The sequence below is a fragment of the Dryocola sp. LX212 genome, assembly GCA_041504365.1.
Classification (GTDB): domain Bacteria; phylum Pseudomonadota; class Gammaproteobacteria; order Enterobacterales; family Enterobacteriaceae; genus Dryocola.
In genome coordinates, this window is the sequence record CP167917.1 from 3,837,143 (window position 1) to 3,860,507 (window position 23,365).

5 protein-coding genes are annotated in these 23,365 nt (G+C 55.7%); all 5 read left to right on the forward strand.

The annotated features are described in order from the left end of the window. Window positions 1–87 precede the first annotated feature (87 nt). From ACA108_18450 to ACA108_18470, 5 genes are read left to right on the forward strand one after another with little or no spacing between them, the layout of a single operon-like run. Window positions 88–1,704, forward strand: a complete 1,617-nt coding sequence (locus ACA108_18450) for a TolC family protein (protein XEX95297.1) — start codon at window positions 88–90, stop codon at window positions 1,702–1,704. A 43-nt stretch (window positions 1,705–1,747) separates the two neighbouring features. Continuing rightward, window positions 1,748–2,623: an efflux RND transporter periplasmic adaptor subunit gene (locus tag ACA108_18455; protein ID XEX95298.1), complete on the forward strand. Its 876-nt coding sequence runs from the start codon at window positions 1,748–1,750 to the stop codon at window positions 2,621–2,623. Window positions 2,624–2,630: 7 nt separating this feature from the next. Further along, window positions 2,631–4,163, forward strand: a complete 1,533-nt coding sequence (locus tag ACA108_18460) for an efflux RND transporter periplasmic adaptor subunit (GenBank protein XEX95299.1) — start codon at window positions 2,631–2,633, stop codon at window positions 4,161–4,163. A gap of 3 nt (window positions 4,164–4,166) precedes the next feature. Beyond that, window positions 4,167–6,329 carry an HlyD family efflux transporter periplasmic adaptor subunit gene (locus ACA108_18465; GenBank protein ID XEX95300.1) on the forward strand — a complete coding sequence of 721 codons (2,163 nt, stop codon included), beginning with the start codon at window positions 4,167–4,169 and terminating at the stop codon, window positions 6,327–6,329. Window positions 6,330–6,373: 44 nt separating this feature from the next. Next, entirely contained in the window at window positions 6,374–23,359 is a 16,986-nt protein-coding gene (locus ACA108_18470; GenBank protein XEX95301.1) for a tandem-95 repeat protein, read from the forward strand. Window positions 23,360–23,365 lie beyond the last annotated feature (6 nt).

The following is a 23,365-nucleotide window of genomic DNA, read 5'->3' on the forward strand; positions in this document are numbered from 1 at the left end:
ACCTTTATTATTATATAGTTACTACTGTTTGTGGCGAATTTAAGCTGCTCATGATGTGTATAAACCTGGATGATGGGGAGAGCCGTAATGATAAATCCTATTAATCGAACAGAGTTACGGCAGATCGAATTATTCAGGCAAAAATTTACTCCTTCCATTGCCGGTATGGTGATTATGCTGACATTAACTGCCTGTACCGTTCAGCCAAAACCTTTTGAAGTGCAGGAAAACAAAGACCGAGCAAACGATCTTATCGCTCGTGCAACTTCTGCACAGGAGGCAGTCAGTAAGCCCATCGACTTGTATGAGGCGATGGCCAGGGCAATTAAATACAACCTTGATGCACGGGTTGAAATGATGAGCCTTGCCCTTAGCCAGCGAGAGCTGGATCTGGCTAATTACAATATGCTGCCAAAATTTGTCGCTACCGTGGATTATGCGGGCCGTAACAATGATTCCGGCGGCAGCAGCCAGTCATTGCTGACAGGCAGAACCTCGCTGGAACCCTCAACCTCGACAGAGAAAAATGTCCTTTCAGATGATTTGACGCTGAGCTGGGATGTGCTGGATTTTGGCCTCTCCTACGTACGCGCTAAACAAGCCGCTGATGAAGTCAGTATTGCTGACGAACGCAGGCGAAAAGTGATCAACAGGCTGATAGAGGATGTACGCACAGCCTACTGGCGAGCCGCGAGCGCTGAACGCCTTCTCGACCGTGTTAACGACCTTGAACACTCAACACAAACCGCACTTGAGCAGGCACAGCGTCAGGAAGAACAAGGGCTCACGGCGCCAATGGTTCCACTGAGTTATGAGCGTGAACTGCTGAGTATACGACGTGATGTACAGGCGCTGGGCCGTGAATTGAGTGTTGCCAAGCGGCAGCTAGCTGCCTTGATGAATTTACCTCCGAATACCCAGTACACGGTCGCACTTCCACCCTCGACGTTATCCTGGAAACCGCTGGATTTACCCGGCATTAACTCAGGTGACGATTTGGCATGGTTACGTGTAGCTATAGAAAACCGACCTGAGCTTCGTGAAGTGGCCTATCAGCTACGTAGCAACGATCAGGAAAGCACCGCCGCTTACCTGCGCATGTTACCTAACTTTCGACTTTTTGCCGGTGTAAATTCCAGCACTAACGATTACCTCTTCAACCAAAACTGGATTGGCTGGGGCGCACAAACCAGCTGGAATCTGATGAATATTTTCCGCCTGCCTGCGGAAAAAGAAAAGATCAAAGCACAGGGGCAACTGCTTGATCAACGCCAGCTCGCACTGACCACTGCCGTTGGACTACAGGTTGAAGTCAGCCGGGTTCGATATGCTATGCGGCTCCAGGAACTGACGACTTCTAAGCGTTATTACGAGGTCCAGGAAAAAATTGAGCACCAGGTCGATGCTGGCTTTAAAGCAGAAAAACTGAGCCGACAGACTCTTATTCGCGAAGAGATGAACACATTGGTCTCACGTATGCGCTATGACATGGCGCTGGCCGATCTGCAAAATGCTTATGCCAATGTCTACGCCTCGTTGGGGATAGATCCCGTTGAACCCAACATGGACACCACTGAACCGGTTAACGTACTGGCAAGTAAATTGCGCGTAATGTGGGCCGATCGTCGCGATGCTGTAGCCCTGATTGAGACAGCTCCCCCAAGTGATAACAGCAATAAGCTCGTGAGTAAGCATTATGAATAGCATCCTCACTATGTACAGATCTGGAACCCGGCCAGGCCCAATAATGATCGCTCTGGTCATGGCAATCAGTTCATCTGCGTGGGGCGTAGCCCTGCCGTCTACAACTAACGAAGCGCGTGGCGTACTGCGTGCAGAGCGTGAGGTGGTCCTTTCTTCTTCGGTATCTGAACGTATCGTGAAAATGCCATTTCGGGAAGGCGATCATTTTAAAGCGGGCCAGGCGCTGGTGACCTTTGACTGCGGTCGCCTGGCGGCAGAGCTTCGCGCAGCGCGAGCTGATGCTGCAATGGAGGGACGTAACGCTCAGGTTCAGACGGAGCTGTTAAAGATGGATGCAACTGGCCGTGCAGATGCTGATGTTGCGCGCCTGAAGCACCTGGAACGAAAAGCACAGGCCGACGTAATCAGCGAACGCATGACCGGCTGTAAGGTCAATGCCCCTTTCTCTGGGGCCGTAGTCGAGACAATGTTTCGCACGGATGAGACCCCTCCCCCTAATGAAAAACTGCTCAAGATTGTGAAAGACGGCCCGCTGGAACTGAACATGATTGTGCCGTCAAAATGGCTCTCATGGCTCAAACGAAGCTCAACGATCAACTTCGTCGTCGATGAAACCGGTGATGAACTACAGGCGACCGTGAGCCGTATTTCCGGGGCCGTCGATGCGGTGAGCCAGACAATTAAAATTATCGCCACCGTCGATAAAGTCCCGCAGGGCGTGCTGCCAGGTATGAGCGGTAAGGCACTGTTTAACGATCATAAAATGGGTGGCGCACCCAGCTCAACTAAAGCCCCAGAGCCTGCTGCACAGGCCGGTAGCTCGCCGATAGCCAGCAAAGAAAAAGCTGACGGCTGTGATATTTCTGTTGGCTGCATGCGCTCGGCTGGCGTTGAAAATGACCATAACACCGAAAGGTAGGTAGAGGATGGCGTCTCGTATACCTTCATCTTCAGTGAAATCGGAACCCTTTAAAGCCGACGAAGGAACGGAGAATTTCCAGCGGCCTTTGCCACCTAACCTCGCGTCTCTACGCGATGAAACCTCTGGCGGAAAACCACGAGCGTCCAACGCATCCCCACCCCCTAATACTACGGGTGCCAGCCTGATACGCATTGAAGGTGATCTTCGTCGCTGTTCCTCGGAGAAAGCGCTGTGGCAACATTTAGCCAATGAGCCTATTGCCCTTCTGCCTTTTGAACAGGCGTTAGTGTTCACTGCCGCCGCTCCCGCGGCCTCCATCTGGCCGTTTAAAATGCGGCAAATCGCGACGTTCAGACGCTGGAAGGCGACGGCAATATCCGGGCTGGCTAATGTCAATCGTGATTCACCCATGACGCGCTGGTATGAACATATTGCCAGCACCCTCTGGCAGCAGCACGGTACCAGTAGCCCGTGCTTTGCTTTCGAACTGCCCAGCTATGCCGATCCTGAAGATCCCTGCACCCATGAAGCCGCATTGCGCTATTTGCTGTGGGTACCGCTGGTCGACGCAAATCAGGAAGTCCGTGTTGGCTGGATGCTGGCCCGCAACGTCCCCTGGGAAGACGCCCATAAGACACTAGCAGCCCGGCTGGCTGGCGCGTATGCACATGGCCTTAGTGCCATTGAAGGTCGCCAAAAGCCTATTTCGGCGTGGCGTCGGCATCTGAATAAGGTTTATGCCCTCGCCCTTGGGGCAGTAGTGGCGTCGCTCTTTATTCATATCCCATTGACTACACTGGCACCGGTTGAGGTTACGCCTCAGGACCCTCTGGTGATGGCGGCACCGATGCCCGGTGTCGTTGAACGACTTCTGGTGGCGCCTGGCGCACAGGTCAACAAAGGCACGCCCCTGGTTCAACTTATTGATACGCAGCTAAGCAGCGAATTCGAAGTGGCCACGCAAAAACTGGAGGTTGCACGCGCCAAAATGCTGCGTCTGCAACAGGCTTCTGTTGAAGATGTTACGGCTAAGCGAGAGCTGGCGATTGCCAGCAGCGAAGAGAGTGTCGCTATCGCAGAACGTGACTACGCAAGTGCGATGCTGGATAAAACAGTTTTGCGGGCCACGCAGTCCGGCGTTGCGCTGTACGGCGATCCGCGTGATTGGGTAGGCCGCCCGGTAAATGCAGGCGAAGCAATTATGCGCGTGGCCGACCCTGAGCGTATTGAATTTCAGATAAAAGTTCCCGTTTCTGATGCCGTCAACCTTCACAACGGGGCCAGGGTAAAAATCTTTCTTGACGCTGCGCCGTTGGATCCGCTTGAAGCAAAAATCGTTCGTGCTGCCTATAAAGCTGAAACAGATGCAGCTGGCGTGGCAAGCTTCACGGTAACCGCACGCGCGGTGGATCCCAATGCCGCGCCCGAACGTCTGGGGCTACGCGGCACGGCACGTATATATGGTGATTCTGTTTCGTTGATGTACTACCTGCTGCGTCGCCCTGTCACCGCCGTGCGTCAATGGTCGGGGATATAATCTATGCAAACCTTAGCCCAGCAAAGCGCCCTGTCACCAGACGCCAGGCAGTTTGACGATCTGCCGCTGCCCGAACTTCGCCAGGATTTGCGGCTGATAAAAGGCGGTGCTGGCGGCAGCCACGAACAGCACGACAACCTGTGGCGAGTGCATGACCCAATAGCCAATCGTTTTTTTACCGTCGATCGTGACGCCATGCAGATGCTCTCGCACTGGCGAGCCGGCACGGTAAGAGCAATGCGTACGGCTGTCTTGCGGGATACAGGGCGAGCGCCTGATGACCAACAAATCATGTCGCTTATTGAATTCGTACAGCGTAATGAACTTGTGCGCCCCGTAGCACAGCAAACTTACGCCCGTATCCGTCAACACGCCGCCTCAAGCCATCGTTCGCCTGCCAGCCGTCTGCTGCATGGATATTTATTTATTAAAGTACCGCTGGTCAGGCCAGATGCCTTCCTGCGCCGTACTTTACCCTGGCTATCAATCTTCTTTCAGCCGCTGTTCTGGGGAGGTATCGCGCTGCTTGGGCTGGTTAGCCTGTATCTGGTGTCTCGCCAGTGGGATACTTTTTTGCATACTTTTCCGGACATGTTTTCTGTCGCAGGCGTCGTGGTTTTCAGCCTGAGTCTGGCGTTGGTCAAAACGCTACACGAGCTGGGGCACGGCTACACTGCTGTACATATGGGGTCGCGGGTTAGCAGCATGGGCGTCGCATTTGTTGTGATGACTCCTATTCTCTACACCGACACGACAGATGCATGGCGATTGCCGCAGCGACGCCAGCGCGTACTGATCGATTCCGCAGGGATGGTGGTCGAACTTCTGGTCGCCGTTCTGGCTACGCTTGCCTGGGTCTTTTTACCGGATGGCGCTCTGCGTCATGCCATGTTTGCTCTTGCGACGACCGGCTGGGTACTCAGCCTGGCCATTAACCTTAACCCGCTTATGCGCTTTGATGGCTATTATCTATTCAGCGATCTGATTGGCTTCCCGGGTTTACAGGACCGCTCCTTTGCCATGGCGCGATGGTGGATGCGTGAAACGCTTTTCGGCTACGGAGATGATCAACCAGAACCGATTTATGGTCGCACCCGTTCGCTACTGATCGGCTTCGCCTTTGCTACCTGGATATACCGCTTCTTTCTGTTTCTGGGGATCGCGCTGCTGGTTTATCACTATTTTTTCAAGCTGCTCGGCGTATTTTTGTTTACGGTCGAAATTATGTGGTTTATCGCAATGCCCGTCTGGCGGGAAATCAAAGTGTGGCTGAACCGCCGCCGTGAAGCGAGCAAACAGGTGTTCATGACCCTGTCAGTGTTACTGATTCTACTGGCCATTCTGCTGGTTCCCTTTCCCTATACCATCCGTATACCTGCGGTCCTGGCAGCGACCCATCAGGTCCCTGCTTTTGCGCCTCGCCCGGCACGCATTGAAAGCGTGCTGATTAAACAGGGTGAAACTGTCCACGCGGGACAAATTCTGATGACACTTGCCGCCCCTGAAATTGATCAACAGCTGGCTGGTGCGCGAGACAGAGAACAGCTGCTTCTTGAGCGTCTGAACCGCCGTAGCGCGGACAAACGAGATCTGTCAGAAACCTTGATACTGACACACGAACTGAACATGGAGCGGGACCGTATTACGGGGCTTGCACGTGAACGCTCTCGCCTGGCCGTTCAGGCTCCTCTCGACGGCGTCGTGGTAGAGCTGGCACCGGAGCTTATTGCAGGACGTTGGATTGATGACAAAACGCGCCTTGCCGTAGTGGCAAAACCCGGCGAGCTTGAGGTGCGGGGTTATGTAGAAGCAGAGGATGTAAAACGCATCAAAACCGGTAGCCCGGGTAATTTCGTCGATGACCTGCGGTTGCACAAGGCCATTGATTTAGAGGTTTTACGCATTGCCCCGGCAAGCACCGATCAGCTTTATAACTGGATGCTCGCCTCCACCCATGGTGGCGTCGTGCCGGCCCGGCAGCATGAGGGCAAAACCCTCTCTGAGGATGCGGTCTTTGAAGTTGCGGGGAAAATTGTCGACCCGTCAGCCCAGCTACCATTAACGGAGATCCGCGGCGAAATGCAGGTCCGCGGAGAAGCACAAAGTCTGGGTGAGCGCATGATGCGCCGTATTGCTTATGTATTGATAAGAGAGTCAGGAGCATAGCGATGCTCCACATTTATTCATGTCGTTTGTAAGAGAGGTCCACTATGAACAATAAATCGCGACAGACAGGTAAACACGCTAAAAAACCTGCCGCTATGATGTCCTCTCCTCTCTTCCTGCAGGCGCTGGAACCACGAGTGCTGCTGGACGCCGCCGCTGCACAAACGGCACAAGAGGTAGCACACCAGGCTCCGCATCCTGCGCCTCCGCCGGCAGAGGCTGCGGACCATGCCAATCTGGTTGCCGCCCTGACCTCTATTCAAGGCAACCACAAAACGGCTGCTGAGGCACCTGTTTACCAGGCTCCGGACGTTACGCCTAAGGCTATCTACTTCATCGACCGCAGCGTTGAGAATGCAGACAAGCTCTCTACGAGTATCCCTAAGGGCGCCGAGATTCATTTCATCGATCAGAACGTGAATGGTGTGCAGTTTATTGCCCAGACGCTGCAAGGCCGAAGCAATGTCGAGTCCGTGCATATTATCAGCCACGGAGAAGAAGGCGTACTGCAGGTGGGCAATGCCAGCCTGTCACGAGAAAGCATGCAAAATACCTATAAGACGCAGCTTGCGAACATAGGATATTCACTCAATGCTGACGCTGATATCCTGGTTTATGGCTGCGACTTTGGTGCAGGCGTTCAGGGTGCAGCTGCCATTGAGACGCTGAGTCAGCTAACAGGTGCAGATGTTGCTGCATCATCCGACGACACCGGCGCAGCTAAACTTGGCGGGGACTGGGTTCTTGAGAGAAGCACGGGGACGATTGAAACCCGTAGCCTTGATGCGCGTGACTGGAACGGGCTGCTGGTCGCCCCGGTGCTCGACGCAACCCCTGCTCTGACTTACGCCGCGATAGAAGATGCGCCAGCCCCCGTCAATGGTAGCAACGTTGGCGTGCTTGTTTCTGATTACACCGGTGGCATTACTGACGTTGACCCCGGGGCGCTAAAAGGCATAGCGATTACGGCTAATGCTCCGACACAGGGAGTCTGGTGGTACACACTGGATGGCGGCACTAACTGGCAAACGGTTGGCACTGTCTCAACGACAAGCGCGCTATTGTTGGCCGATAATGCCAACACGCGGCTTTATTTCCAGGCAACAACCGCCAACTTTAACGGCGCGGTCACCGGCACTGCCCTTACCTTTAAAGCATGGGATCAATCCATCGGGACGGCTGGGGCCAAAGCATCGACCACGACAGGAACGGGCAACGTGGCAACAGCCGTTTCGCTCATCACCGATACTGTGGCGGTCAACGTTGCCGCGGTGAACGATGCGCCAGTACTGACGGATGTCGCCCGCACGCTGACCACCTTCAACGAAGATGCCAATATTCTTTCCCCTGTGGGCCGGGGAGCCGTTGGCATTGATGTCACGCTGGCTACGCTTAACATTAATAACGGCAACGTCGCTGACGTCGATACGGGTGCGGTTAAAGGGATCGCCATCGTCGGAGCTAATACAGCCAACGGCACCTGGTGGTACTCCACCGACAACGGTACAACCTGGACGCAGTTCGGCACCGTTTCCGAAACCAACGCCCTTCTGCTGTCTAACGCCACAACCTCGCGTCTCTATTTCCAGTCGACTGCCGATTATAATGGCACCTTGCCGGATGCGTTGACCCTCCGCGCCTGGGATCAGACTCAGGGCACTAACGGCGGTCGCTTTAACATCGCCGCCAACGGCACAGGGGGCACAACGGCGTTTTCAGCGGCAACTGACGTGGTCGCCCAGACGATCACCGCGGTTGTTGATATTACCGCCGACACCATAACGACTCCGGAAGACACGACGGTTATTGTCGATATATTCGCCAATGATACGTTTGAGAATACGGGCCGCACCATTACTGCGGTCAACGGTACCGCCATTGCGCTCAACGGCAGCGTGGCCGTGACCAATGGTACGGTGACGTTAATCAACGATGCAGGTCAGCAGAAGCTGAGCTTCACCCCTGCGGCGGACTATAGCGGCAGCGCTGTATTCAACTACACGGCCACCTCCGGCGGGGCGACGGAGACGGCTAACGTCACCGTGACCATCACGGCGGTGGCGGATGCGCCGCGTATCGATCTTGACTCCACAGCAGCGGGTTCCAATTACAGCGCTTATTACGATCAGGGCCCGATGCTTATCGGTAAACTGATAACCCTGACTGACCCTGAAAACAACAACATTACGTCGGTCACTATCACCCTGGCCGGAGCCACAGCCGCAGACACGCTGACAGCTGGCGATATGACAGCTTACGGCATTACCAATAGCTATAATGCGGCAACGGGTGTATTAACATTGAGCGGCAGTACTACGCTTGCAAACTACCAGACATTGTTGAACAGCGTGCTGTTTACCACGACCTCAGGTACACCGAACCAGCTGCGCACCATAACCGTCAGCGCCATTTCTGGCACAGCCCCCCTGGTTTCTAACGTGGCAATGGCGTTCATTACCATCCTTGATAGTGATGGCGATGGCGTAGCTAACCTGAGAGATATCGATGATGATAACGATGGCATTCTCGACACTATTGAAGGAAACGAAAGTTCTCTGGTCAATGGAGGGGCTTTCTCAGGAAGTACCGCGCCTCCCGGCTGGTATTATGGTGCAGATCCGTTTACCAGTACCGCAAGCCCAGCCTACAGCTATAATTTACCTAACTCGCACCTGGTCGGCGGACTGTTTGATCAGTTAAATCCAGGAGGGAATCCAGACCTTGGCCTGAAAAGTATTGTCCAGGAGTCTGAAGGGGCGACGCCGGCAATTTATTACCACTTCCAACAGCCGCTGACAGCAGGAACCTACCTTTATTCATTCGACCTATCAGCTCGTTTAAGCACGCCCGCTGATTTTTATAAAGTTTCGCTTTACAACCGTGATACACAAACGATTGTACAAGTGCTTGCGAACGGTTCAATCAGCACGCTACCGGATATGAATGCCGCAGGCGATAACTATCAGAACTTTTCAGGCTCGGTCAATATCACGACGCCAGGTAATTACGTTTTACTCTTCCAGATCAATCCAAATGGAGTCGGTAATGGCGATTATTTGATTGATCGTGTTGCCTTTGGCGTTAATCCTGACGTCGACAATGACGGTGTAGTGAATCGACTCGACCTTGATTCAGATAACGATGGCATCACCGACAACGTTGAAGCCCAGTCAACCGCGGGCTATATCGCGCCGAGTGGTATCGATGCCGATCTAGACGGCCTGGACGATGCCTACGATGCGGCCATTGGCAACCAAAGCAGCGCGGCCAGCATCGGCCTGACACCTGTTGATACTGACAGTGATGGAACCAGTGATTATCTTGACGGCGATTCTGATGGGGACGGCCTGACCGATATCATTGAGCGCGGCGACGGGCAGCCGACAAGTCTCACTTCGACCACCGATACCGATGGTGACGGCCTGCTCGATATTTTTGAAGGGACGAACGTAAATGACGGTTTCGATGCTAATGACGAGAACATTATTCCAAATGGCAATTTCAACCTCGCGGATACCGACAACGACGTAGCGGCTAACGGTGCCGGAGCCATCCCGCGGGTAGCGGATTTCGATTATCGTGACGACCCACAGGCCCCTGTCAATAATCTGCCCGTCGGCTGGTCGCTACCTGAAGATACGGGCGGGCAGCTGACCGGCATTTCAGTCTCGGATAACGGGGCTAACGGCACCTACATTGTCCAGCTCACCGTTGCCTCAGGGATGTTATCGGCTATCGCGGACAGCAGCGTTACCGTGACGGGCTCCGGTACAGGAACCCTTACCCTGTCAGGCTCTCTGGCAGCGATTAATGCATTTCTGGGCGGCGCGTCAGCCCCGGCCTACACGCCTGTCGTCAACTACAACGGACCGGTGAATCTACAAATCGTGACCAAAGATGGCGGTGGTGGCAGCGGATCACTTTCCGATACCGATAATGTCACCATCACCGTCACGCCTGTTAACGATGCCCCTGTCGTTGATGCGACGCCTGTTCTGATCTACACCGCGCAAGAAGATGCCCCTCCTCCGGTCAATGGCAATGCGGTCGGCGTACCGATTTCAGATTTCACCGCAGGGAATAGCGACGTTGATGCCGGTGCGCTGAAAGGGATAGCTATCACGGCTACGGCACCGACCAATGGCGTCTGGTGGTACACCCTTGATGGCGGTTCGACATGGCAGGCCGTTGGCACGGTATCCAATACCAGTGCCCTGCTCCTTGCGGATAATGCGAATACCCGTCTGTATTTTCAGGCTACAACCCTCAACTATAACGGCACCGGGGGGGCTACAGCGTTGACCTTCCGTGGCTGGGACCAGACCTCCGGGACCGCAGGAAGCAAAGTCACAACCGCAACGAACGGCGGGATCACGGCGTTCTCTACCGCAACAGAGACTATTGCCGTCACGGTTGCTCCGGTGAACGATGCGCCAGTACTGACGGATGTCGCCCGCACGCTGACCACCTTCAACGAAGATGCCAATATTCTTTCCCCTGTGGGCCGGGGAGCCGTTGGCATTGATGTCACGCTGGCTACGCTTAACATTAATAACGGCAACGTCGCTGACGTCGATACGGGTGCGGTTAAAGGGATCGCCATCGTCGGAGCTAATACAGCCAACGGCACCTGGTGGTACTCCACCGACAACGGTACAACCTGGACGCAGTTCGGCACCGTTTCCGAAACCAACGCCCTTCTGCTGTCTAACGCCACAACCTCGCGTCTCTATTTCCAGTCGACTGCCGATTATAATGGCACCTTGCCGGATGCGTTGACCCTCCGCGCCTGGGATCAGACTCAGGGCACTAACGGCGGTCGCTTTAACATCGCCGCCAACGGCACAGGGGGCACAACGGCGTTTTCAGCGGCAACTGACGTGGTCGCCCAGACGATCACCGCGGTTGTTGATATTACCGCCGACACCATAACGACTCCGGAAGACACGACGGTTATTGTCGATATATTCGCCAATGATACGTTTGAGAATACGGGCCGCACCATTACTGCGGTCAACGGTACCGCCATTGCGCTCAACGGCAGCGTGGCCGTGACCAATGGTACGGTGACGTTAATCAACGATGCAGGTCAGCAGAAGCTGAGCTTCACCCCTGCGGCGGACTATAGCGGCAGCGCTGTATTCAACTACACGGCCACCTCCGGCGGGGCGACGGAGACGGCTAACGTCACCGTGACCATCACGGCGGTGGCGGATGCGCCGCGTATCGATTTGAACAGCGGAACGAATGGAACGGGTTATGTCGGATCCTACGATCAGATTTCTGTGCCAATAGGTAACCTTGCTACAGTCACCGATCCAGAAGGAAATAATCTCACATCGATGACGATTACGCTGGCCGGCGCAACGGCAGCAGATAGCCTGGCGTTGGTGAGTTCTATTGCAGGAATAACTTCCAGTTACAATACTGCGACAGGTGTGCTTACGCTCACAGGCAACACCACGTTAGCGGTTTATCAGAATGCGCTAAATAATGTGCGCTTCACAACAACAGACGGCATTCCCGGCACTCGAACTATTACCGTTTCCGCAGTTTCCGGTACAGCACCAACTGCATCTAACGTCGCCACTGCTACGATAACCATGATCGACACTGATGGCGATGGCATCGCCAACGCCAGGGATATTGATGATGATAATGATGGTATCGTTGATACTGCTGAGGGACCAGAAACCCAGACTGTCATACCTACGACGGCAACCACCACAGGTGCAAACCCTGCGGCCAACTCTATCAATACCACCATTGATGGTAGTTCTGGCATCGGCGCCCCTTACTACATTGCTGCGGGCCCCATCGCGAAAATCGAGTATACGTTCCAGAAACCTATAGTAGATGCCCGGTACATCCAGATCTTCAATAACGGCGGCTCGCTGTTGAGCGATGATGAGGCGATTGGCGAAATTGGGGAAGTCCGGATTTACAACTCGAAAGGAGAAGTCATCTTCTCTACGACGGCGTTATCTGCCACTAACGCCGTCGGTAATGGCGATGCAGGTGGTAACCCATTCCAGATCCCGTTAGATGGTCTGAATGACGTTGCAAGGATAGAGTTGCTTAATGTAACTGGACGCGGTAATGCCAACATCGTTCTTAATGAATTCAATGTCATAGCCGGAAGTGATGGCGACAGTGATGGAATGATCAACCGCCTTGATCTCGATTCCGATAATGATGGCATCACCGACAACGTTGAGGCCCAGACAACGGCAGGCTACATCGCGCCGAGCGGCATTGATGCGAACGGCGATGGCCTTGATGACGCCTATGACCTTTCCGGTGCCGAGCTGGTCACTAACGGTACGTTTACGGGGTCAATTGCCGGATGGACGACTTCGGGTTCGGTCATTGGTGCATCCGATGTGATCGTCTTCAATAGCAGCAATACGACGCCCAACGGGGAAGCTCGTCAGACGATAACAACGATCCCTGGTGAAACCTATACGTTGACATTTAACGTAGGCCGGAGTGGCGCGGGCACAAACACCGTGGGCCTAAATGTGCAGGTTCTTGATGGCACAACCGTGCTGGGATCGCAGAGCATCACTAAATCGACGAATACCAACACCGGTTACTCAATCACTTTTGTTGCCACAGGTACCCAGACAACGATTTTCCTGGATGACATCACCACCGTCACGACAAGTGGTGACGTCTATGCCGATAACTTCTCTGTACGGCGCACGCCGGGCTTAACACCGGTGGATACTGAAGGCGATGGTAACGCTGATTATACTGACCTGGACTCCGACAACGACGGAAAAGCCGATATTACCGAACGTGGCGATGGGCAGCCGACCAGCGTCACCTCAACGGCTGACACAGACGGTGATGGCCTGCTTGATATTTTCGAGGGTTCTGCCATCAATGACGGGTTCGACCCGAACGATGACAACATTAATGCCAGCGGTATTTTTAATCTCGCAGACAGTGATAATGATACGGCGTCTGACGGCTCAAACGCACAACCACCGGCCCGCGATCTTGATTATCGTGACAGCGTTTCCCCTATTCCGCCCGTCATTACCGACCCAGGTATTCCTGGCCAAAACTTCAACGCAACCACCGGCAACTATACGGCCACCACTGGAGAAGACACTTCCTTTAACGGCCAGGTCAAGGCCACTGATGTTGATGGCGATCCCCTCACTTATACGGTGACAACCCAGCCTGCACACGGCACGGTGACGCTCAACGCCACCACCGGCGCGTATACCTATACCCCGACCGCAGACTACAACGGCACCGACAGCTTCGTGGTGCAGGTAAGCGACGGCAACGGCGGCGTCGTGCTGTCGACCGTCAACTTTACCGTCACGCCGGTGGCGGATATTGTCGCTGATACGGCAATCACCAGTGAGGACACCCCGGTCACCATCACGGTGAACGCCAACGACAGCTTTGAAAACAGCGGCCATGTGATTTCCGCCATCAACGGCACCGCCGTCACCGTCGGTGTACCGCTGGCGGTGGCAAACGGCTCGGTGACGCTCAATGCCGACGGCACGCTGGGCTTCACCCCCGCCGCCAACTTCAACGGCCCGGCCAGCTTCAGCTACACGGTCACCTCCGGCGGCGTATCGGAAACCGCGAATGTGACGGTCAATGTGACGCCGGTTAACGACGCCCCCGTCCCCACCGATCGGGGCCTCCCGGGACAGACCTTTAATCCTGCGACAGGCAACTATGCGGCCACCACCGCCGAGGACGTGCCGTTTACCGGCCAGGTCACGGCTACCGACGCCGACGGTGATGCGCTCGGCTATACGATCACAACTCAGCCAGCGCACGGTACGGTGACGCTCAACGCCACCACCGGCGTTTACACCTACACCCCGACGGCGGATTACAACGGCACCGACAGCTTCGTGGTACAAATCAGTGACGGCAACGGCGGCGTTGTGCAGTCGACCGTTAACTTTACCGTCACGCCGGTGGCGGATATTGTCGCCGACACGGTCAGCACTAATGAAGATACAGCCCTTACCTTTAACGTACTCACCGGGACCAATGGTGCCAGCGCCGACAGTTTTGAGAATGCCAATGCCGCCATTACCGGGGTAACCCAGGGGCTGCACGGCAGCGTCACCTACAGTGCCAACGGCAGCGTAGTCTATACCCCGACGGCAAACTTCAGCGGTACGGATAGTTTCACCTACACCGTCACCTCCGGTGGGGTGACAGAAACCACCACTGTCACGGTTAATATTTTATCGGTCAACGATGCCCCTGTTCCGTCGGAATCCGTCCCGGCAACGCCCGGGCAGACCTTTGATCCCGCCACCGGCAACTACGAGGCAGAAACGCAAGAGGACATCGCCTTTAACGGCAAGGTTGCCGCCACCGATAGCGATGGCGATACGCTCTCCTTTGCGATAACAACACAGCCTGCTCACGGTACGGTAACGATCAACGCATCAACCGGCGCGTACACCTATACCCCGGCGGCGGATTACAATGGCAGCGACAGTTTTGTCGTCAAGATAAGTGACGGGAACGGTGGAACCGTGCAGTCAACGGTGAACTTCACCGTCACGCCGGTAGCCGATATCGTCGCCGACACGGTAACGACCAACGAAGATACTTCGGTCATCATTCAGGTCAACGCGAATGATACGTTTGAAAATCCTGATCGTGTGATTACGTCGATTAACGGCACGGCCATCACCGCTGGCGTACCTCTTATGGTCGCTAACGGTAATGTGACGTTAAATGCCGACGGCACGCTGAGCTTCACGCCGGGCACTAACTTCAACGGCGCCACCAACTTCAACTACACGGTGACTTCTGGCGGCGTGACGGAATCAACCACCGTCACCGTCAATGTGACGCCGGTGAATGATGCGCCGGTTCCTTCGGAGCCGATCCCGCCAACGCCGGGGCAGTCTTTCGATCCTGCTACCGGTAACTACACCGCTGAAACCCAGGAGGATGTGGCCTTCAGCGGCCAGGTCGCCGCGACCGACGCTGACGGCAACCCGCTGATCTACACCGTCAGCACCCAGCCAACCCACGGCACGGTAACGCTTAACGCCACCACCGGCGTCTACACCTACACCCCGACGGCGGACTACAACGGCACCGACAGCTTCGTGGTACAAATCAGTGACGGCAACGGCGGCGTAGTGCAGTCGACGGTGACCTTCAGCGTCACACCGGTGAGCGATATCGCCGCCGACACCGTGACCACGAACGAAGACACATCGGTTGTTATTGCGGTTAATACCAACGACTCGTTTGAAAACAGCGGCCATACGGTGACGGCAATCAACGGCACCGCGATCGGCGTCGGTGCGTCGGTGGCCGTTTCCAACGGTTCGGTCATTCTCAATGCAGACGGCACGCTGAGCTTTACCCCTGCGGCTAACTTCAACGGTGCCACCAGTTTCAGCTACACGGTCACTTCTGGCGGCGTGACCGAAACGGCGAACGTCACCGTCAATGTAACGCCGGTGAATGATGCGCCGGTTCCTTCGGAGCCGATCCCACCGACGCCGGGGCAGTCTTTCGATCCTGCTACCGGTAACTACACCGCTGAAACCCAGGAGGATGTGGCCTTTATCGGCCAGGTCGCCGCGACCGACGCTGACGGCAACCCGCTGACCTACACCGTCAGCACCCAGCCAACCCACGGCACGGTAACGCTTAACGCCACCACCGGCGTCTACACCTACACCCCGACGGCGGACTACAACGGCACCGACAGCTTCGTGGTACAAATCAGTGACGGCAACGGCGGCGTAGTGCAGTCGACGGTGACCTTCAGCGTCACACCGGTGAGCGATATCGCCGCCGACACCGTGACCACGAACGAAGACACATCGGTTGTTATTGCGGTTAATACCAACGACTCGTTTGAAAACAGCGGCCATACGGTGACGGCAATCAACGGCACCGCGATCGGCGTCGGTGCATCGGTGGCCGTTTCCAACGGTTCGGTCATTCTCAATGCAGACGGCACGCTGCGCTTTACACCTGCGGCTAACTTCAACGGTGCCACCAGTTTCAGCTACACGGTGACTTCTGGCGGCGTGACCGAAACTGCAAGAGTGACCGTCAATGTGACGCCGGTCAACGATCCCCCTGTCCCTGTTAATCCAGGTACTCAAGGGCAGACCTTTAATCCGACCACCGGTAACTACGCGGCCACTACCCCAGAAGATACCGCCTTCAATGGTCAGGTTGCAGCAACTGATGCTGATGGCGATGCGCTTGCTTATAACGTTGTCAGCCAACCCACTCACGGTGCGGTGACGCTCAATGCCACCACCGGCATCTACACCTACACCCCGGCGGCAGATTACAACGGGGCCGATAGTTTTATCGTGCAAATCAGCGACGGTAAAGGCGGTACGGTACAATCAACGATCGCCTTGACCATTACACCAGTTGTGGACGGAGTGAATGATGCCGTCGAGACGCTTGAAGATACGGCTATTTCCTTCAATGTCCTGACGGGAACAAACGGCGCGAGCGCAGATAATTTTGACAGCAGCGCTGCCGTCGTGACCTCAGTCACTCAGGGCGCTAATGGCAGTGTGACGTTCTCTGCCGATGGCACTATCGTCTATACGCCCAATCCTCAGTACAACGGCCCGGATAGCTTCACCTACACCGTTAGTTCAGGGGATGTCTTTGAAACAGCTACGGTGTTCATTCATGTCAATGCCTCTAATGATGCGCCGATCCCTGTCGATCCTGGCGTCCCTGGGCAGACCTTCGACCCTGCTACCGGCGATTACGCAGTCGGAGTTCAGGAGGATACTCCGGTTAACGGCCGCGTTGCAGCCAGTGACCCTGACGGGGATGATCTGACCTATGTTGTGATTGCCCAGCCTGCAAATGGCACGCTCGTCTTTAATCCAGACGGCAGTTATACCTACACGCCAAACGCCGACTTTAATGGTACTGACAGCTTTATGGTCGAGATCAGCGATGGTCTGGACGGCACCGTACAGTCAACCGTGACGCTCACCGTTTCGCCGGTAGCTGATATTGCAGCCGATACGGCAACCACAAACGAAGATACTCCAGTTACGATCAACGTTACTGATAATGACTCGTTTGAAAATGCTGACTTTGCGATAACAGCAATAAATGGGGCGACAATTGCACAGGGTGAATCCGTTGCGGTAACAAATGGATCGGTGATGCTGAATGCCGACGGCACGCTGCGCTTTACCCCTGCGGCCAACTTCAACGGCGCCACCAGTTTCAGCTACACGGTCACCTCCGGCGGCGTGACGGAAACGGCGAACGTCACCGTCAATGTAACGCCGGTGAATGATGCGCCAGTCCCTTCGGAGCCGATACCGCCAACGCCGGGGCAGTCTTTCGATCCTGCTACCGGTAACTACTCCGCTGAAACCCAGGAGGATGTGGCCTTCAGCGGCCAGGTCGCCGCGACCGACGCTGACGGCAGCCCGCTGACCTACACCGTCAGTACCCAGCCAACCCACGGCACGGTAACGCTTAACGCGACCACCGGCGTCTACACCTACAGCCCGACGGCGGACTACAACGGCACCGACAGCTTCGTGGTACAAATCAGTGACGGCAACGGCGGCGTTGTGCAGTCGACGGTGACCTTCAGCGTCACGCCGGTGGTTGATATCGTCGCCGACACCGTGACCACTAACGAAGACACATCGGTTGTTATTACGGTGAACAGCAACGACTCGTTTGAAAACAGCGGTCATACGGTGACGGCAATCAACGGCACCGCGATCGGCGTCGGTGCGTCGGTGGCGGTTTCCAACGGCTCGGTGACGTTAAATACCGACGGTACGCTGCGCTTTACCCCGGCGGCCAACTTCAACGGTGCCACCAGTTTCAGCTACACGGTCACTTCTGGCGGCGTGACCGAAACGGCGAACGTCACCGTCAATGTGACGCCGGTGAATGATGCGCCGGTCCCTTCGGAGCCGATCCCGCCAACGCCGGGGCAGTCTTTCGATCCTGCTACCGGTAACTACACCGCTGAAACCCAGGAGGATGTGGCCTTCAGCGGCCAGGTCGCCGCGACCGACGCTGACGGCAACCCGCTGATCTACACCGTCAGCACCCAGCCAACCCACGGCACGGTAACGCTTAACGCCACCACCGGCGTCTACACCTACACCCCGACGGCGGACTACAACGGCACCGACAGCTTCGTGGTACAAATCAGTGACGGCAACGGCGGCGTAGTGCAGTCGACGGTGACCTTCAGCGTCACACCGGTGAGCGATATCGCCGCCGACACCGTGACCACGAACGAAGACACATCGGTTGTTATTGCGGTTAATACCAACGACTCGTTTGAAAACAGCGGCCATACGGTGACGGCAATCAACGGCACCGCGATCGGCATCGGTGCGTCGGTGGCCGTTTCCAACGGTTCGGTCATTCTCAATGCAGACGGCACGCTGAGCTTTACCCCTGCGGCTAACTTCAACGGTGCCACCAGTTTCAGCTACACGGTGACTTCTGGCGGCGTGACCGAAACGGCAAGAGTGACCGTCAATGTGACGCCGGTCAACGATGTACCTGTGCCTTCGGAGCCGATCCCGCCAACCCCCGGTCAGTCGTTCGATCCGGTTTCCGGGAACTATATGGCCACCACAGCGGAAGACAGTGCTTTCAGCGGACAGGTAGCGGCTACTGATGCAGACGGCAACCCGCTGACCTATATCGTCAGTAGCCAGCCAACGCACGGCACGGTGACGCTCAATGCCACCACTGGCGTCTACACCTACACCCCGGCGGCGGATTACAACGGGGCCGACAGCTTTGTTGTTGAGCTCAGCGACGGCAATGGCGGCACGGCACAAACCATCGTCATGTTCACCGTCACCCCTGTCGCCGATATTGCCGCCGATACGGTAACCACCAGTGAGGACACCCCGGTCACCATTACGGTGAACGCCAACGACACCTTTGAAAACCCCGGCCATGTCATTACCAGGATCAACGGCTCGGCTATCACAGCAGGTGCTTCTGTCGCTGTATCTAATGGACTTGTGACGCTCAATGCCGACGGTACGCTGCGCTTTACCCCTGCCGTCAACTTCAACGGCACAACCAATTTCAGCTACACGGTCACCTCCGGCGGCGTATCGGAAACCGCAACGGTTACCGTTAACGTCGCGGAGGTCAATGACGTCCCTGTCCCTGTCGATCCGGGCCTGCCAGGCCAGACCTTTAATCCTGCGACAGGAAATTATGCGGCCACCACCGCCGAGGACGTGCCGTTCAGCGGACAGGTTACGGCGACGGATAGAGACGGTGACGCGCTCGGCTATACGGTGACAACCCAGCCCGCGCACGGTACGGTGACGCTTAACGGCACCACCGGCGCATACACTTACACTCCGACCGCAGACTACAACGGCACCGACAGCTTCGTGGTGCAGGTAAGCGACGGCAACGGCGGCGTGGTCCAGTCGACGGTGACCTTTACCGTTACGCCAGTGACGGATATTGTCGCCGACACGGTAACCACCAGTGAGGACACCCCGGTCACCATCACGGTGAACGCCAACGACACCTTTGAAAACAGCGGTCATGTGATTACCGCCATCAACGGCACCGCCGTCACCGTCGGCGTACCGCTGGCGGTGGCAAACGGCTCGGTGACGCTCAATGCCAACGGCACGCTGGGCTTTACTCCTGCCGCCAACTTTAACGGCCCGGCCAGCTTCAGCTACACGGTCACCTCCGGCGGCGTATCGGAAACCGCGAATGTGACGGTCAATGTGACGCCGGTTAACGACGCCCCCGTCTCCACCGACCCGGGCCTCCCGGGACAGACCTTCAATCCTGCGACAGGAAATTATGCGGCCACCACCGCCGAGGACGTGCCGTTCAGCGGACAGGTTACGGCGACGGATAGAGACGGTGACGCGCTCGGCTATACGGTGACAACCCAGCCCGCGCACGGTACGGTGACGCTTAACGCCACCACCGGCGCATACACTTACACTCCGACCGCAGACTACAACGGCACCGACAGTTTCGTGATGCAGGTAAGCGACGGCAACGGCGGCACGGCACAAACCACCGTCATGTTCACCGTCACCCCTGTCGCCGATATTGCCGCCGATACGGTAACCACCAGTGAGGACACCCCGGTCACCATCACGGTGAACGCCAACGACACCTTTGAAAACAGCGGTCATGTGATTACCGCCATCAACGGCACCGCCGTCACCGTCGGTGTGCCGCTGGCGGTAGCAAACGGCTCGGTGACGCTCAATGCCAACGGCACGCTGGGCTTTACTCCTGCCGCCAACTTTAACGGCCCGGCCAGCTTCAGCTACACGGTCACCTCCGGCGGCGTATCGGAAACCGCGAATGTGACGGTCAATGTGACGCCGGTTAACGACGCCCCCGTCTCCACCGACCCGGGCCTCCCGGGACAGACCTTCAATCCTGCGACAGGAAATTATGCGGCCACCACCGCCGAGGACGTGCCGTTCAGCGGACAGGTTACGGCGACGGATAGAGACGGTGACGCGCTCGGCTATACGGTGACAACCCAGCCCGCGCACGGTACGGTGACGCTTAACGGCACCACCGGCGCATACACTTACACTCCGACCGCAGACTACAACGGCACCGACAGCTTCGTGGTGCAGGTAAGCGACGGCAACGGCGGCGTGGTCCAGTCGACGGTGACCTTTACCGTTACGCCAGTGACGGATATTGTCGCCGACACGGTAATCATCAGTGAGGACACCCCGATCACCATCACGGTGAACGCCAACGACAGTTTTGAAAACAGCGGTCATGTGATTACCGCCATCAACGGCACCGCCGTCACCGTCGGCGTACCGCTGGCGGTGGCAAACGGCTCGGTGACGCTCAATGCCAACGGCACCCTGGGCTTCACGCCACAAAGCGACTTCAAAGGTAGCACCAGTTTCAGCTACACCGTGACCTCCGGCGGCGTCACGGAAACTGCCACGACTACCATTAATGTTACGGAAGCAAATGATGTGCCTGTTCCGAGCGATCCGGGAATGCCTGGCCTGCTGTTCAATCCATTGACGGGCAATTACTCCTTTAGTACAGCTGAAGATGTTGCCTTTAGCGGAAGAGTCGCCGCTGTCGATGCTGATGGTGATACGCTCACCTTTAGCCTTGCGACGAAACCGGCTCACGGTATTGTCTCCTTCGATGCGACAACAGGGTTGTACAGCTACACACCTGAGGCTGACTTCAATGGTACTGACAGTTTCATTGTTGAAATCAGTGATGGTCGCGGCGGCGCTGTGCAGTCGACCGTTAATTTCACCGTCACGCCGGTAGCCGATATTGTTGCCGATACGGTGACCATCAAAGAAGACAGCAGCGTCACTATTGCAATAAACGCAAACGACACGTTTGAGAACAGTGCGCATAACGTCACAGCGATCAATGGAAAGGCCATTACTGCCGGTGTTCCTCTGGCGGTTTCAAATGGGTCGGTCACACTCAATGCGGACGGCACGCTGAACTTTTTCCCGACAGCGGAATTCAATGGCACAACCAGTTTCAGCTATACCGTCTCTTCCGGGGGCGTCACCGAAACGGCCACGGTTATCGTGAACGTGCTGGCTGACAATGATATTCCTGTGCCAGCGGACTTTATGAGTCCCGGGCAGACATTCGATCCGGGTACAGGTAATTACACGGTTACAACGTCTGAGGATTCTTCCTACACGGGCAAAGTCACGGCAACGGATAAAGACGGGGACAAGCTGGCTTATACCCTGGCAACTCAGCCAGCCCACGGTACCGTGACGATAAATACCGTGACGGGTGAGTACACTTATACACCAACTGCCGACTTCAGCGGCACCGATAGCTTTGTCGTCGAAATCAGCGACGGGAAAGGTGGAACGGTGCTGTCCACGGTGACGTTGACAATCAATCCTGTGGCGGATATTGAGCCTGATACAGTGACCACAAAAGCAGGTACATCTGTCGTCATAGCCGTTAGTGACAACGATACGTTTGAAAACGATGACCACAAAATCACGGCGATCAACGGTAGCGCCATTGCAATCGGTATTCCACTATCCATCTCCAATGGCACAGTGATACTGAATGCTGACGGCACGCTGAACTTTACTCCACATGATGATTTTAATGGTTTCGTTAGCTTTACCTACACGGTCAGTTCTGGCAGTACGGATGAAACCGCAACGGTGACGGTGAATGTCACTTCAGCGCAGGAGCCGGCCCCAACCGCTCACGATGATTATCCATTTGTTGCCACGCCAGATTTTGAATCACTCCGCAGCGAAGGAGGTTCCTCGGATCGGCTGATGCGGGTGGAATCGCCTCTGATCAAAACAGTCAATAGCGTTGAATGGCTGCACGGGACGCCTTTACTCAACGCCGAAGGACCCGTGCATCATGCGGTAAACAGCGTTAACTCACTCGCTGGCATTTCAACCCTGTCGGCCCAGGGCGCCGTACTGCAGGCTGTCAATGACGTTAATTCATTGCATGGCATAGATACAGCGGAACAAGGTGGCGCTTTACTGCGGACGGTGGATTCTGTGGACAGTCGCGGGCTAAACAGTGCGCAGAAAGTTGCGTCCTCCTTCCAAACAAGCGATGGACTGACTATTGAATTGATGGGGGATACACGACATCTTCAGATTGCTGCATTCAGCAAGGACAATACGATACGTGAGGTCCGCGCGACACTCAGTAACGGCAAGGCCGTACCTGAATGGGTGCAGCTCAACACCAGCAGCGGAGCGTTAGAGATAACGCCTCCAGCAGGTAGCGAAACGCTTCGATTACGCATGACTATTGTGTCGAAAAATGGTCACTCAACCAGCTTGTTACTCGAAGTTGACTTCAGCGCGGGACAAATTCGTGAGATAGCGACAGAGAAAGCCGACAATAAAGTCAATCTAAACGGTGCTTCAGCACATATCATTATTCAACCCGTAGATTTTGCAACGCAGTTGGATAGCGCTGCGCTTGGCTCACGGGCTCAGGACTCAGAATTAATGAAGCTAATAAACTGATTTAAA

Excerpts from the sequence above, each read along its gene's own strand:
- ACA108_18450 (XEX95297.1), top strand. The coding sequence starts at position 88 with ATGATAAATCCTATTAATCGAACAGAGTTACGGCAGATCGAATTATTC.
- ACA108_18455 (XEX95298.1), top strand. The coding sequence starts at position 1,748 with ATGATCGCTCTGGTCATGGCAATCAGTTCATCTGCGTGGGGCGTAGCC.
- ACA108_18460 (XEX95299.1), top strand. The coding sequence starts at position 2,631 with ATGGCGTCTCGTATACCTTCATCTTCAGTGAAATCGGAACCCTTTAAA.
- ACA108_18465 (XEX95300.1), top strand. The coding sequence starts at position 4,167 with ATGCAAACCTTAGCCCAGCAAAGCGCCCTGTCACCAGACGCCAGGCAG.
- ACA108_18470 (XEX95301.1), top strand. The coding sequence starts at position 6,374 with ATGAACAATAAATCGCGACAGACAGGTAAACACGCTAAAAAACCTGCC.